Source organism: Alterotamlana spongicola (assembly GCF_035818475.1).
GTDB lineage: Bacteria > Bacteroidota > Bacteroidia > Flavobacteriales > Flavobacteriaceae > Cognatitamlana.
Genome location: NZ_JAYMGV010000004.1, coordinates 47554 through 63496 on the forward strand (window position 1 = coordinate 47554; position 15943 = coordinate 63496).

General features: G+C 34.7%; 13 protein-coding genes. 6 read left to right on the forward strand and 7 right to left on the reverse strand.

Going from position 1 to position 15943, the window contains the following annotated elements:
• Positions 1 to 36: 36 nt before the first annotated feature.
• From VOI54_RS16040 to VOI54_RS16050, 3 genes are read right to left on the reverse strand one after another with little or no spacing between them, the layout of a single operon-like run.
• Positions 37 to 582: a cysteine hydrolase family protein gene (locus VOI54_RS16040; RefSeq protein WP_326284118.1), complete on the reverse strand. Its 546-nt coding sequence runs from the start codon at positions 580 to 582 to the stop codon at positions 37 to 39.
• Between the two features lie 6 nt (positions 583 to 588).
• Positions 589 to 909, reverse strand: a complete 321-nt coding sequence (locus VOI54_RS16045; protein WP_326284119.1) for a putative quinol monooxygenase — start codon at positions 907 to 909, stop codon at positions 589 to 591.
• Positions 902 to 1798 carry an SAM hydrolase/SAM-dependent halogenase family protein gene (locus VOI54_RS16050; protein WP_326284120.1) on the reverse strand — a complete coding sequence of 299 codons (897 nt, stop codon included), beginning with the start codon at positions 1796 to 1798 and terminating at the stop codon, positions 902 to 904. Before VOI54_RS16050 ends, VOI54_RS16045 begins: the two co-directional genes overlap by 8 nt.
• A gap of 154 nt (positions 1799 to 1952) precedes the next feature.
• Between VOI54_RS16050 and VOI54_RS16055 the strand changes: the two genes are divergently transcribed.
• Together VOI54_RS16055 and VOI54_RS16060 are read left to right on the forward strand one after the other, a co-directional pair.
• Positions 1953 to 2906 (forward strand): PhoH family protein, encoded by a 954-nt coding sequence (locus VOI54_RS16055; protein WP_326284122.1) that lies wholly within the window; start codon positions 1953 to 1955, stop codon positions 2904 to 2906.
• Between the two features lie 255 nt (positions 2907 to 3161).
• Positions 3162 to 4112, forward strand: a complete 951-nt coding sequence (locus tag VOI54_RS16060) for a phosphoribosylaminoimidazolesuccinocarboxamide synthase (protein WP_326284123.1) — start codon at positions 3162 to 3164, stop codon at positions 4110 to 4112.
• A gap of 649 nt (positions 4113 to 4761) precedes the next feature.
• Here the strand turns inward: VOI54_RS16060 and VOI54_RS16065 are convergent.
• The 4 genes from VOI54_RS16065 to VOI54_RS16080 form a co-directional block, all read right to left on the reverse strand.
• A complete protein-coding gene (locus VOI54_RS16065; protein WP_326284125.1) occupies positions 4762 to 5193 on the reverse strand; it encodes a hypothetical protein in 432 nt (143 codons plus the stop codon).
• 1305 nt (positions 5194 to 6498) lie between these two features.
• Positions 6499 to 7290, reverse strand: coding sequence for a carbonic anhydrase (locus VOI54_RS16070; RefSeq protein WP_326284127.1), 792 nt, complete (start codon positions 7288 to 7290; stop codon positions 6499 to 6501).
• Positions 7291 to 7430: 140 nt separating this feature from the next.
• Positions 7431 to 9794, reverse strand: coding sequence for a TonB-dependent receptor domain-containing protein (locus tag VOI54_RS16075; RefSeq protein WP_326284129.1), 2364 nt, complete (start codon positions 9792 to 9794; stop codon positions 7431 to 7433).
• A gap of 53 nt (positions 9795 to 9847) precedes the next feature.
• Positions 9848 to 10213 (reverse strand): TfoX/Sxy family protein, encoded by a 366-nt coding sequence (locus VOI54_RS16080; RefSeq protein ID WP_326284130.1) that lies wholly within the window; start codon positions 10211 to 10213, stop codon positions 9848 to 9850.
• Between the two features lie 195 nt (positions 10214 to 10408).
• Here VOI54_RS16080 and VOI54_RS16085 point away from each other — a divergent pair, with 195 nt between their 5' ends.
• The 4 genes from VOI54_RS16085 to acs all read left to right on the forward strand — a co-directional run bounded on the left by VOI54_RS16085 (position 10409) and on the right by acs (position 15925).
• Positions 10409 to 11773, forward strand: a complete 1365-nt coding sequence (locus VOI54_RS16085) for an alanine/glycine:cation symporter family protein (protein ID WP_326284132.1) — start codon at positions 10409 to 10411, stop codon at positions 11771 to 11773.
• Positions 11774 to 11918: 145 nt separating this feature from the next.
• Positions 11919 to 12176 (forward strand): DUF4212 domain-containing protein, encoded by a 258-nt coding sequence (locus VOI54_RS16090; RefSeq protein WP_326284133.1) that lies wholly within the window; start codon positions 11919 to 11921, stop codon positions 12174 to 12176.
• 16 nt (positions 12177 to 12192) lie between these two features.
• The gene (locus VOI54_RS16095) at positions 12193 to 13890 is read left to right on the forward strand and encodes a sodium:solute symporter family protein (RefSeq protein WP_326284299.1); all 1698 of its coding nucleotides are present in this window, start codon (positions 12193 to 12195) and stop codon (positions 13888 to 13890) included.
• 127 nt (positions 13891 to 14017) lie between these two features.
• Complete coding sequence (gene acs / locus VOI54_RS16100; protein WP_326284135.1) at positions 14018 to 15925, forward strand: acetate--CoA ligase; 1908 nt, start codon at positions 14018 to 14020, stop codon at positions 15923 to 15925.
• The last annotated feature ends 18 nt before the right edge of the window (positions 15926 to 15943 follow it).

Here is a 15943-nt window from a genome sequence, read left to right on the forward strand (position 1 = left end):
TTTGGGCTAAAGGTAAAATTTTTAACGTAAATATTTTTATAAAGATGCATTGATGGTATAAAAATCTTCAACTTTTATAGTTCCTTTAGTAGGAATCATGTTTTGCCACACCCAATTATAATGTGTTATAACCTGTTTTGCACTTAAATGCGGCCTATCTCCGGTGGTGTGTCCGTCTTTAACCACTGTAATGTTATAATCTTTGGACAAGGCCGATTGAACAGTAGCTTCAATACAAAAATCAGTAGCGCAGCCGGTTATATATAATTGATTAATATTTAATTTATCAAGTGTGATTTTGAGTTTGGAATTGTAAAACACATCATTGGCGTATTTGTCAATAAAAATATCGGTTTTTTGTGTTGTTAGGTCATCAAGTAGAGCCCAGGATTCGGTGTTGGGTATAAACTCATTACCACCGGATCCATCATGTTGAATAAAAATTACAGGGTAACCCTTTGCTCTAAAAGTATCAGTAAGGTCATTGATTTTTTTTACGACCCCATTGGTGTCATACCTTGGTGTTTTTGGAGTAAAAGACCCCTTTTGCATATCAATAATAAGAAGTGCTTTTTTAGTCATAAATAATTATTCCAATGATTCAATTTTATCAACACTCCAGGCTTCAGGAGGTCTGTTAAACAACGGTTTGGTTTTAGACCATACACTCCTAAATAATTCAGATTGTCTGTAGCGTTCTAAATGCGCTTCAGAGTCCCAATAACTGTAAGTAAAAAAAATAGTAGGATCTTTTTTGTCCTGGTATAGTTCCAAAAACCGGCATCCTTGAAAACCTCTGATTTTTTGTTTATTGGTATTAAAATGAAAAAGAAAGGTTTTTACATGATTCTCATGAAACCCCATCTTAACAATTCTAACAAATACACCAGAAAGCTTTTCTTTATTCAAAATCTGAGATTTTATGAGTACTTATGGGAATATCGATACCCTTTGGAAGTACTGGATTTGGAATAAATTTGATACTTACAGCATCCATAAGGCCAAGCCCCAAAAGGGTAGAGGCACTACCTACTGTAGCACTGTTACTTTTATAAACTGCAATTTCTAAAAAGTTACCTGAATTAAATACAACCAACTTTCTACCTTCATCATGGCGCTTATTTTCAGGAATCTCAAAATTGACAATATCGCTATATTTTTGATGTATTTTTTTGAAGGTATAGTTACGTGCAGATATTTCAAAGTCACGTCCTTTTTGAATGATTTCAAAAAAGTTTCTTTTAATATTGGTGACTACATTACCGTAATTATCAATATAAATTATACTCCCAATAATCTGGGTTTTATCATCATTAACATAAGGTACAATATTCTTAATAGGCTTAATTTCAGGAATACGTTTTCCAATAACATCCAGTGTACCACCACGAGCTATATGGCAAGCCACTTTTACAAACACATCTAAAACAGGGAAACTGGTTCTAATCTTATCATGAATATTAATCTCTACAATTTGCTCAGGAGCAATTTCAGAACAGATCATACTCATAATACCATTGTTAGCACAAATAAAATAATGGTCGTCTAGCTTAATGGCTATATGTTTGTTTTCAGGGTTGATCTCAGAATCTATTCCAATAATATGAATGGTGCCTTTAGGAAAACTACTATAAGCGTTCTGGATAATGTATGCCGCCTCAGGAATATTAAACGGTGATACCGAATGAGAGATATCAACAATTTTAACATCAGGGAGTTCACTGTAAATAGCGCCTTTTGTCGCACCAGCAAAGTAATCTTTCTCTCCAAAATCAGTTGTTAAAGTGATGATTGCCATGGGCAAAATTGTTGATATGTTTTTAAGGTTAGGTCGCTCAATTTTATGTATTTTTGAGTCTCACGCTTTGTGATACAAAGCTAATAAATCATTTTATCAGAGTAAACATTATTTTTATTTATGTTTTAACCCGGACTATATTAAATAAACGCTTTTGAACGAAATTATTATTGAACTTGAAGAGATTACTCCAAAAGAGTTTTTTGGAGCCCAAAACACTAACATTGAACTTCTTAAAAAGTACTTTCCAAAACTTAAGATTGTAGCACGCGGAAATAAAATCAAAGCTTTTGGCGATGAAGAATTGCTTGAAGAATTTGACAGACGCATTACCATGTTACTTAAACATTTTGCTAAGTATAATAAATTAGATGAAAATGTTATAGAACGCGTATTAACCAGTCAGAGCAGTGACGATTATACCACCTCAAAACAAAGTGGGGAGGTTATAGTGCATGGTATAGGAGGCAGGTTAATAAAGGCACAAACAGCAAACCAGCGTAAGTTGGTAGAGCTTATGCGAAAAAATGATATGGTTTTTGCTATAGGCCCGGCAGGAACAGGAAAGACCTATACCGGAGTAGCACTGGCGGTTCAGGCTCTAAAAAATAAAGAAGTAAAACGTATTATTTTAACGCGCCCTGCAGTGGAAGCCGGGGAGAATCTGGGATTTTTACCAGGAGATTTAAAAGAAAAGTTAGACCCCTATATGCAACCGCTATATGATGCATTACGCGATATGATAGCCCCGGAAAAACTGGCGCATTATATTGAGAATGGTACCATACAAATAGCTCCTTTGGCGTTTATGCGTGGACGTACTCTGGATAATGCTTTTGTGATTCTTGATGAAGGGCAGAATACAACACATGCGCAAATGAAAATGTTCTTAACACGTATGGGCAAAAATGCAAAATTTCTTTTAACGGGGGATCCCGGACAAATAGACTTACCCCGACGTACCATATCCGGGTTAAAAGAAGCCTTGTTGATCTTAAAGAATGTAGAAGGCGTAGGAATGATATTTTTAGACGATAAAGATGTGATACGACATAAACTGGTTAAAAAGGTCATTGCAGCTTATAAGAGTATTGAAAACAGGGATTGATTAATATAATTAAGTCAAAAATAATGAGAAGCTATTTCCCGCTTTCGGCAGTCGCTCTCTTTGAGGAGCTCCAACAAATGCCTTAATCGGGGCTAAACATAAAAGTTAAGCATGTTGAGAGGTCATGTTATTTTGATATGATGAGGCCATTTAACAAATAAAAGCAGATGACGTCGTGATTATTTTTTAGTAATGACGAAAACAAATAAACAAAAAAAGCTATTAGTCCAAAGCTAATAGTTAAAAGTAAAGAAAATGAGTAACACCATAACAGATACCAATTTCAATTTTCCGGGACAAAACAATGTTTACAAAGGAAAAGTAAGAGAAGTCTATAATATTAACGACCGGGAGCTGGTTATGATAGCCACAGATAGGCTATCGGCTTTTGATGTGGTTATGCCCAAAGGCATTCCATATAAAGGGCAAATACTAAATCAAATTGCGACTAAAATGATGGCCGCAACAGAAGATCTGGTACCCAATTGGTTAACTGCCACTCCAGATCCAAACGTGGCGGTAGGGCATCTATGCGAACCCTTTAAAGTAGAAATGGTAATTCGTGGCTATATGTCGGGTCATGCAGCACGGGAGTATAAAGCAGGTAAACGTATGCTTTGTGGAATGCCTATGCCGGAGGGTATGAAAGAAAATGATGCCTTTCCGGAACCTATTATAACACCTGCAACCAAAGCAGAACAAGGTGATCATGATGAAGATATTTCCAGGGAAGATATTTTGGCTAAAGGTATTGTTTCAGAAGCAGATTATGTTATCCTTGAAGATTATACACGTAAATTGTTTCAGAGAGGTTCTGAAATTGCAGCATCAAGAGGCTTAATTTTAGTTGATACCAAATATGAGTTTGGAAAAACTAAAGATGGGCAAATTGTTTTAATAGATGAGATCCACACGCCAGATTCGTCGCGTTACTTTTATGCTGATGGGTATGAGGAACGACAAGCTAAAGGTGAGGCCCAAAAACAATTATCAAAAGAGTTTGTACGTCAATGGCTGATCAGCAACAACTTTCAGGGGCTTGAAGGACAGACCGTACCGGAAATGACTGATGACTATATCAATACGGTTTCAGAGCGATATATAGAACTTTATGAAAACATCACCGGAGAACCCTTTATAAAAGCCGATGTCAGTGATATTCAAAAGCGTATAGAAAGCAATGTTTTGGAGTATTTGAAAAAGTAGCATTTATTTTCAAATTATATCACGCTTGTCATTTCAAACACTACTTAAATCAAAATATATTTTGATTGAAAGTATATTGTTTAGCAAACGAGGAGAAGTCTTATAAAATAGTTAAAAAAGTATAAGGGAGGTGACTTTATAAAAAAACCGCTCAATCCTCTAAAGATTGAGCGGTTTCAAACTAACCAAACTAACTATATGAAAAACTTACTATTAAGTTTGAATTAATAACGAGGAAAAACCTGTTGTAAATCGGTTTTGTTATTAATTCTATTCAAATATACTTTAGTTTGAAGTGTTATTTTGGGATGTATTAAGTGAAGTGTCTAAAATATAAAGTGAAATAACCAAGACTCAGAGTGAATTGAATTTTAGGTTATAACGCAGGAAAAGTATATGTTAGGCAGTGCCTTAAAGTATAACCACGTTTGTCTTTTTCAAATACAGCAAGAATTTTATAATATATATCATAGAAATCATTTTCTTATTATAAGGTTAGGAGACTTGATAAAAAAAAGCGAAACCGCTCATCTTTTTAAAAGATTGAGCGGCCTCATACTAACAGTAGGAAAGTTCACTATCTGCTTATGTTTTAATTTCTTTAATATTATATATCTGTTTTTTTATAATATTTTTAAATTAATGTCTGCTATCGCTCTGTAATAACAGGAACTTCAATAGTTAAGAACATCTCTTGTCCATCAGCATCTTCCCCTTGATAGAATTTAAAAATATAGGGCTCAGACTGTAAGGCGTCTACGGTAATTGAAAATGTGGTTTCAGAAATGTTTAGAGTACAAGGCACACCATCATCTACATGCGCAATAGGGTAAATAAGCCTTGAAGTGCCGTCTTTGATGTAATCATATTGATTATAAAAATAATAACAACTATTTGGTAATTCTATGGTAATATCAATCTGATAAGAATTTCCATGAACAAATGTCTCTGGAAGCTCCGCACTTATAACATTTACATACTCCAGGTGGTAGTCATGGCCACTGTCGTCATCAAGGCTACATGATGATACAGATAAGGTTAGGGCACCGATTATAACTAATAAATACTTGAAATTTTTCATCTTACTTTTATTTTTTATTTCTGCACAAATATATTATTACGTTACGCTTTAATTTAGTTCATTTCAGGTGAACCGTCCAAATTATAACTTGAAACGACCATAAATACATTTGATTTAAAGGCAATTATGTGTTGATAGTGATGTAGGTGTTGTTTTTACAAAAAAACCGCTCAATCTTTAGAGGATTGAGCGGTTTCAAACTAACCAAACTAACTATATGAAAAACTTACTATTATGTTAATTAATAACGAAGTAAAACCAATTAAACCTACTATAAACCGGTTTTGTTATTAATTCTATTCAAATATACATTCGTTAAGGGTGATATTTTGGGATGCATTTGGTGGAACGTCCAAAATAAAAAGTGAAATGCCCTTAACCTAAAGTGAATTGAATTTTGGGTTAGAATGCTGGAAAAGTTCGTAAGATATTAAATAGATACACCAATTTAGAGTTTCGTTTGTCATTTCGAATGCAGTGAGAAATCTCATAAATGATTATAATAAAGAATAAGGAAGATGACTTTCTAAAAAAAACCGCTCAACCTTTAGAGGATTGAGCGGTTTCAAACTAACCAAACTAACTATATGAAAAACTTACTATTATGTTAATTAATAACGAAGTAAAACCAATTAAACCTACTATAAACCGGTTTTGTTATTAATTCTATTCAAATATACATTCGTTAGGGGTGTTATTTTGGGGTGTATTGGGTGGAACGTCCAAAATCAAAAGTGAAATGCTCTTAACCCAAAGTGAATTGAATTTTAGGACAGGGCACCGGAAAAGTTAGTAATATAGTATTGTCTGTCATTTCGAACGTAGTGAGAAATCTCATAAATGATTATAATAAAGAATAAGGAAGATAACGTTCTAAAAAAAACCGCTCAACCTTTAGAGGATTGAGCGGTTTCAAACTAACCAAACTAACTATATGAAAAACTTACTATTATGTTAATTAATAACGAAGTAAAACCAATTAAACCTACTATAAACCGGTTTTGTTATTAATTCTATTCAAATATACATTCGTTAGGGGTGTTATTTTGGGATGTATTGGGTGAAACATCCAAAATCAAAAGTGAAATGCTCTTAACCTAAAGTGAATTAAATTTTAGGACAGGGCACTGGAAAAGTTAGTAATATAGTATTGTCTGTCATTTAGAATGCAATGAGAAATCTCACAACATTATATATTTTAAAGTATGATGACATACCTCAATTATAATTTGTATCGACATGATGAGGATAGCATAATTGACTCTCAATTAAAATTAAATACACAATGCTAATGCGCTAAAAGCTTTAATAGTTATAATGTACTATTCTGCCATTTAAAGGCTGCTCATTTCTATAGTTATTAATGGGCATATTGCTTTTTAGCTTTAAAACCTCTTCAACCGATAAAACAATAGGCTCTTTAAAGACCACCCAATTCACACTTTCAGTACAAGGTGGTGTGGTTAATGAACCACCATAAGAATAATAATGCTTATCCTCTAAGAATAGACTGGATAAATCAATTTTTTGATGAATTTCTTTTTTTGAACCATTTTCAAGAGGTAAAAAGCTTTCAAAGAATTCAAATAATTGACTTTCATCTCCTTCTTCACCTAAAACTCCTAATACAGTAATTTTACCAGATTTACTTACATGAACCAAATGCATTTCAATAGGGTAAATAACCCCGTTTATTTTATGTTCTGAGGGTTCGTGAAAATGAATCTGCTTTAAAAAGTAAGTGTCGTTTTTATAATTTATGGAATCTCCTGGTTCAAAATCAAATTGTATAGAATGGCCATTATTTTCAACCTCACTTATAAGAGTGGTTGGAGTGTATAATATTTTTAAGTTATGATCTGTTTTTACAGAATCTGCACTTCTATGAATAATATTTACAGGCGATTGTAATTGACCATCACAATCAGAATTTTTTTCAATTTCAGTCCAATGTTCCGGTGAGGTTTCACCAGAATAACTCCAATGCGAGTTTTGATTTGTATGATTTAAATCGGAATGTGCTTCTTTGCCGGCCTGTTTGCAGGAAAAAGTTGATAATACTAATAGATACAGAAGTAGCGTAAATTTCACTTTCATAATCACTTAATAATGTTTCATGATACAAAATTAATCATACCATGGTTTTTAAACCTTACATTTATCAGGTTTTGGGGTGATTATTTTCTTAAGTTATTAACTATTTCGTTTTCGGATTTTGTTGTTAAGAAATGCCCTTATCATCTTCGTTGACCAGAAAACTCCATAGCTTCTCCTTTCCCAAAACCATAACTTATTCCAAAAGTTATAAAGCGTCCGCGCTGTCTACTGTTAAATAGATAGAATTCCGGTTGTGAAGTTGTAGTTTGATCAATACGTGATGCAAAAACATCACGTATACTGAGGTTTAAAATTGTTTTTCCATTGAATATTTTTTTTCTTAAACCCAAATCGGCAAATAGATTGTCAGCAATTTCACTTTGCACGGTTATAAATTTAGACCTGTAATCTCCTGATATTTCCAAATCAAACTGTGCTGGGAGTTTAAATTTGGCAGTCAAACTGGTAGACCATCTATTCCCTTTAAAATCAAATGAAGTCATTTCAAAATGCCCTTTTCTCTTAAAATAGATGATGTTAAAATCACCATTAATAGTAAACCAGTTAGCAGGCATATATTTACCATTAGCTTCAAAACCGGTGCTTTGGTTTGTACCCACATTTTCCGGTTTGGAAACGCTTATGTTATTTATAAAGGAGGTAATACGTTCTATAACATCAACGGTATACCTGTTGTAAAGACTGAGATTTAAAGACGCTTTACCAATTTTATGAATACTGGTAATTTCATAAGAATCTGTAAATTCCGGTTGTAGGTCAGGGTTACCGGTAGAGATATTAAAATCGTTTCTAATATTTGAAAAAGGATTTAATTCCCTCAGTCTTGGCCTTCGTATTCTTTTTGAATACCCGGCCTGTAATGAAAAATTATCGTTAACCTTATAAGATGTATGTGCACTGGGAAATAGGTTTGTGTAATTATTTTGGTTACTTATATTGGTGGTCTCCAATAAGGTATTAATATCTGTGTTTTCAAGTCTAAGCCCTAATTTAAGTCCCCATTTGTCACCTTCAAACGCTGCAGTTGAATAGATGCCCAAAACCTTTTGACCAAAGTCAAAAACATTGGTCAAATCTGGGTTGTTAACCCAATCTCCATTTACAAAATTACTTACAGAAAAATCATTGGATACGCTGTTTATAACATATTGAGATCCGGTTTCAATAGTGAACTTTTCTAAAAACGGGTGCGTATAGTCTAATTTAAAGGTATAATCTTCTAACTTGTAATCTGTACGTGTTTTTTGTTTAAACCCCTCTATGATACCTATAAGTGTTGTGTTCTCAAAATCAGAAAACTGATCTTTCCTAAAGGAGCTTCCTAGGGCACTAAATAGTAAGCTTTGTTCTTTATGTCTTTTAAAGTCCTTTTTGTATTGTAATTCATACCGTAATTTAGGATTAGTGGCTTCTGTTTTTTCTTCGCGTAACCAGCGATCTGTTATTGTATTTGAAGCATCATTTTGAATAAAATCAGCAGTTGAATTTTGATCTTCCACTTCATAGGCATAGGATGCCGAAAGTGTAACTACGTTAAGATCATTTATGTGGTAATCTGTTCCAATAAGAATATTGCTGAATTTCTCATTGAATTCACTTTCTCCAGTACTACTTATGGTGTTGTTATTTACTAAATCACGATTAATAGATGCCGTTTCACTAGGATAAGTTCTAATTCCAAATCCCAGTTGACTAAACAGGTTAAATTTTTCGGTTCGCTTATTGACACTTAAACCAAAACTATTACTATTAGGGATACCTACATTCAGGGTAGCAGAACCGTTTAATCCTTTTTTTTCTGATTTTTTTATAACAATATTAATAATCCCTGATGTGCCTTCTGCATCATATTTAGCTGATGGATTGGTGATTACCTCTATTTTTTCTATCATGTCAGCGGTAATACTTCCCAAGGCATTACCTTCTGCACTTGCAAGAACTGATGGTTTGCCATTTATCAGAATTTGAACACCCTGGCTACCACGCAAACTTATTTCTCCTTCAATATTTACATTTACCGAAGGGATGTTATTTAAAACTTCTAAGGCACTGGCACCTGTTGAGCTTAAATCAGCTCCTACGTTAAAGATGCGCTTATCCAATTTGAATTCCATTTGAGATTTTTCAGCTCGAATAACCACTTCATCCAGTTCTTCATTATCTTCAAATAAAACAATGGTCATTAAGTCAATCTTATTGTTTGTAATTTTAAAATCTTTGAAGGTTTTAGATTTAAACCCTATAAAACTTACTTCAATATAGAAATTTGTATCATTTGTTTTTAATGTAAATGAACCATCTTGAGAGGTTATAGTTCCTGTAATGGGATTTTGAGAAGTTGTATGCAATAAAGATATAGTTGCATATTCAATGGGCTGTTTATTTTTACTCTCTACAACTTTACCTGTAATTTTAAAGGTTTGGGCAGAAATAAGATTTAGCCCAAAAGACATAAACAATATAGCAATGAGTTTGTTGTGCATAATTTAACACCAAATGATTTGAAATTAAACAAATATAAATAGAAACCGGGATCTCACTTTTTTTTTCTTTTACTGGCTTTAGCAAGTGGATTAAAATCCAGACATAAATCTAACCAATAAGATAAATGGTTGTCAGTATCAAAACCATCTGGAGTCACAAAAATATACCCGCGCATTGGGCGGCCGGTAAAATCCATAGGCAGGCACTCATCTTTTTCCAATTCTTTCTCATAAACAGATTCACCAATACGAGCCATAAGTAAACTATCTCCATATTTTTTATCAATATGAATACCACACAACATTTTATCATTCACTTTAAAACACAGACCTCCCATCATTTTAAGTTCGGAAAATGCAGTGTGTTTTTCTTTTAATTGTTGGCGTATTCTGTCTGCCAAATATTCGTCATAAGCCATAGTGTTCGTTTTTTAATTCTTAGTGTTGAAAATCAACAAAAGTTATAGTATCTGATATGATGAAAATCTTTTTTTACCACAAAATTTATGTCATGAGGTTAATTCAGTAGATTATTTGGTGCGGATAAATATACTTTTAATTACTTGAACATAATATTAGTAAAGTAATATATTTATAAAATCATAAAATGTTATATGGAGGAACTTATAAAAATGTTTTCAAATTATGCCTGGGGTTTACCTTTGGTTGTTTTACTAATAGGTGGAGGTTTGTGTCTTTTAATAGTATCCAGGTTTTTGCCATTTCGTTTTTTAGGACATGCTATTCAGATTTTAAGAGGGAAGTATGATGACCCTGATGCTACGGGGCAAATTTCCCATTTTAAGGCTTTAACTACAGCCTTATCTTCTACTATTGGTATGGGAAATATAGCGGGTGTTGCTGTTGCAATTTCTGTAGGAGGCCCAGGCGCTATGTTTTGGATGTGGATAAGCGCTATAGTGGGTATGTCTACCAAGTTTTTTACATCAACATTAGCCATTATGTATCGTGGAAAGGACAGTTCTGGAGAATTGCAGGGTGGTCCTATGTATTTTATTGTGGAAGGCTTAGGCAAATCCTGGAAACCATTGGCGGTTATGTTTAGTCTATTTGGAATGATAGGTGCTTTGCCGGTTGTAAATGTTAACCAATTAACTCAGGCCATCAATGATATTGTTTTAGTTCCTAATGGTGTTGGAGTCAGTTTAAAATCAAATCTTATTTTAGCAATGGTACTAGTGGCTTTTACATCCATTATTATTCTAGGAGGATTAAAACGAATTAGTAATGCTACATCCAAAATGGTGCCTTTTATGGTGTTGCTCTATTTTGTTTTGGTATTATTTATTTTGATTTCCAATTATGATGTTGTTCCAAAGTATTTCGTTATGATCTTCACCGATGCTTTTAGCGCCGATTTTTATAAAGAAAAAGCTTTTATGGGTGGTGCTTTGGGAGGACTTATTTTATTAGGAATACGAAGGGGAGCTTTTTCAAACGAGGCAGGAATCGGTACAGCTCCATTGGCCCATGGTGCGGCAAAAACTGATGAACCGGTACGAGAAGGATTAGTGGCTATGCTTGGGCCGGTAATAGATACGTTGATAGTTTGTACATTAACGGCTTTGGCAATTTTGGTGACCGGTGTTTGGGAAACTACTTCAGATAATGGAGTGAGCTTAACAGCTTCAGCTTTTAATTATGCAATGCCCGGTTATGGTAAATATTTGTTGATGATCTGTGTATTGATTTTTAGTGTATCTTCACTTTTTTCATATGCATATTACGGTACAAAATGCTTATCTTTTCTAATAGGAGCGGACAAAAAGCATTACTATAATTACCTCTATATAATCAGTATTATATTGGCTGCAACTACACCTTTTAGTGTCATGTTGAATTTGATTGATGGTGTATTTGCTTTAATGGCCATACCTACCATGTTAGCAACTCTTATAATGGCTCCTAAAGTTGTTAATGAAATTAAGATGTATTTTAAAAAACTGAAAAATTTTTAATAAAAATAACAAGTTTTAACTACAACAATTTCTTTTTTAATAAAAACAGGGTCTTTTTATGTGAATTTTGTATTAGGATTATAAGCTAAAAAAGTGTTTTTTAGCAAATCATAAAGCATCTATATCTAAACTAAAACAAATATTTATGTCTGAAAAAGCAAACGCAAAGGCCTATTGGAAGGAAAATATCAGGTACCTCTTTATTTTATTGTTAATATGGTTTTTAGTGTCTTTTGGCGCTGGCATTTTGTTTAAAGATGCGCTTAACATTATTAAGATTGGGGGATTCAAATTAGGGTTCTGGTTTGCCCAGCAAGGCTCCATGTACGTATTTGTTATTTTAATTTTTGTTTACGTTCGTATTATGAACAAACTAGATAAAAAATATGGGTATGATGTATAGTTTATTATCAGAAGGTATAGGTGTACAAAACTGGACCTATATTTTAGTAGGAATAACATTTACACTATATATAGGAATTGCCATCTGGTCCAGAGCAGGCTCTACAAAAGACTTTTATGTTGCCGGAGGAGGCGTTTCGCCATTGGCTAACGGAATGGCTACGGCGGCGGATTGGATGAGTGCGGCGTCCTTTATTTCAATGGCTGGTATTATTTCTTTTGCCGGATATGACGGTGCCGTATATTTGATGGGGTGGACCGGTGGATATGTGCTATTAGCTCTATTACTGGCACCATATTTAAGAAAATTTGGAAAGTTTACGGTTCCCGATTTTATAGGAGACAGATATTATTCTAAAACGGCAAGAATTGTTGCCGTTTTATGTGCTCTACTGGTGTCGTTTACTTATGTAGCAGGGCAAATGCGTGGCGTAGGTATAGTGTTTTCACGGTTTTTAGAGGTCAATATAAATACAGGGGTAATTATTGGAATGCTCATAGTGCTTTTTTATGCTGTTTTAGGAGGTATGAAAGGTATTACATATACACAGGTAGCACAATATTGTGTTCTGATTTTTGCTTTTATGGTTCCGGCTATTTTTATTTCTATTCAAATGACCGGAAATCCAATTCCTCAATTTGGGTTTGGAGGAAGTTTGGCTGATGGTTCCGGGACCTATTTACTGGATAAGTTAGATGGATTGAGTACTGAGTTGGGGTTTGCTGAATACACTGAAGGTTCAAAACCTTTGATTGACGTTTTTGCTATAACTTTAGCATTAATGGTAGGTACAGCAGGATTACCACATGTTATTGTACGGTTTTTTACAGTAAAACGTGTAAAAGATGCAAGGAAATCAGCAGGGATAGCACTCTTGTTAATTGTTATATTATATACCACTGCACCGGCAGTTGCTGTATTTGCAAGAACCAATATGATTGAAACAGTTTCAAATAAACCTTATGAAGGTGTCCCGGAATGGTTTAAAAAATGGGAAACTACCGGATTAATAACGTTTACAGATAAGAATAATGACGGACGTATTCAATATGTAGCTAATGAGAATAATAACGAACTAACTGTAGACAGGGATATTATGGTATTAGCAAATCCGGAAATTGCAAAATTACCGGATTGGGTTATTGCTTTAGTGGCCGCTGGTGGTTTAGCGGCAGCATTGTCAACGGCAGCAGGATTATTATTGGTAATTTCGGCTTCAATTTCTCACGATCTGATAAAGAAAATAATAAACCCTAAGATTTCCGAAAAGGGAGAATTGATCGCAGCTCGTTTATCAGCTGTGGGTGCAGTTTGTGTTGCCGGTTACTTTGGTATTAATCCGCCCGGGTTTGTAGCTGCAGTAGTAGCATTGGCTTTTGGTTTAGCAGCAGCGTCTTTTTTTCCGGCAATTATTCTTGGAATTTTTTATAAGCGAATGAATAAAGAAGGGGCTATTGCTGGTATGGTTGTAGGGATAACATCCATGCTTTTATATATGATAAAATATAAATTAGGCTGGTTTGATGAGGTGTTACCGGACAAAAGCGAATGGTGGTTTGGAATTTCGCCGGAAGGGTTTGGTACAGTAGCTATGATACTCAATTTTATGGTGTCTATTATCATTATGAAATTTACTCCGGCACCACCAGCAAATGTTCAGGACATTGTTGAAAACATTAGGATTCCAAGCGGGGCAGGGAAAGCGACTCATTGATATGTAACTATTTTTCTGTAGGGGGAATTATGTTGTTTGTAGAAAAAAGTTTATCCTATTTACATTAAATTACTAAATTAGAACGCATTAAAAACAAAACATAAACAATAAGATTTAAATAGAATTCATGAGTAACTATCACATCAAGCATTTAGAGGAATATTATCAGGTTTACAGAAAATCAGTAAGAGAACCGGAAAACTTTTGGGAAGAGATCGCTGAGGAGCATTTTATGTGGCAACAAAAATGGGACAAGGTGCTGAGTTGGGATTTTACTAAGCCTGAGGTAAAGTGGTTTGAGGGTGCCCGATTGAACATAACTGAAAACTGTATAGATCGCCATTTGGCTACAAGAAAAGATAAAACGGCTATACTTTTTGAGCCCAATGATCCAAAAGAACCTGCGGAACATATTACTTATGGTCAACTACATGAGCGGGTCAATAAATTGGCCAATGTTTTAAAAAATCAAGGGATAAAAAAAGGAGATCGGGTGTGTATCTATCTGCCTATGATTCCGGAACTGGCTATCTCAGTCCTGGCCTGTGCCAGGATAGGAGCCATCCATTCAGTGGTATTTGCAGGGTTTTCATCAACAGCTTTAGCTACCCGAATAAATGATAGTGCATGTAAAATGGTCATCACCAGTGATGGTTCCTATAGAGGAGCAAAAACAATTGATTTAAAAGGGATAGTAGATGAAGCCTTAAAAGACTGTTCTTGCATAGAAACTGTATTGGTGACTAAACGCATTGAGTCTGATATTCATATGGAGACAGGGCGAGACCAATGGTTACAGCCCCTTTTAGATGAGGCCTCAACAGATTGTAAGGCAGAAATTATGAATGCAGAAGACCCTTTGTTTATTTTATATACGTCAGGTTCTACAGGTAAGCCCAAGGGAATGGTTCATACTACAGCAGGGTATATGGTCCATACGGCATATACTTTTAAAAATGTATTTCAATATAGAGAAGAAGATATCTATTGGTGTACAGCAGATATAGGATGGATAACAGGGCATAGTTATATAGTTTACGGGCCGTTGATTAACGGAGCTACTACAGTTATGTTTGAAGGTGTACCCAGTTATCCGGATTATGGACGTTTTTGGGAAATTGTAGAGAAGCACAAGGTCAATCAGTTTTATACAGCCCCAACGGCAATAAGGGCTCTGGCAAAAGAAGGTATAGAATTGGTAGAGCAATATGACTTATCATCCATAAAAGTATTAGGTTCAGTAGGCGAACCAATAAATGAAGAAGCATGGCACTGGTATAACGATAATGTAGGCAAAAAGAAAAGCCCCATTGTAGATACCTGGTGGCAAACTGAAACGGGAGGAATAATGATCAGCCCCATTCCATTTGTAACACCCACAAAGCCAACTTATGCCACATTGCCATTTATAGGGATACAGCCGGCTTTAATAGATGAAAACGGCAAAGAACAAAAAGGGAACCAGGTAGAGGGGCGTCTTTGTATAAAATTCCCATGGCCTAGCATGGCAAGAACCATTTGGGGCAATCATCAGCGCTATAGGGACACTTATTTTTCGGCTTATGAGAATAAATATTTCACAGGAGATGGTGCCTTTCGTGATGAGGTTGGGTATTACCGGATAACAGGTAGGGTGGATGATGTCATTATAGTATCCGGCCATAATCTGGGAACGGCTCCCATAGAAGATGCCATCAATGAGCACCCGGCAGTGGCAGAATCTGCAATTGTAGGATTCCCGCATGAGGTTAAAGGCAACGCTTTATATGGCTATGTTATATTAAAAGACACAGGAGAAAGCAGAGACCATAATAATTTACGTAAAGAAATCAATCAAATAATAACAGAGCATATTGGTCCCATAGCCAAGTTGAATAAAATTCAATTTACCAGTGGTCTTCCAAAGACACGATCAGGAAAGATCATGAGACGTATATTACGAAAAATAGCCTGTAAAGATACGAGCAATTTGGGAGATACCAGTACGTTGCTAAATCCTGAAGTTGTTCAGGATATTATGGATAATGCTTTGTAGTAGAATGTTTTAACAATA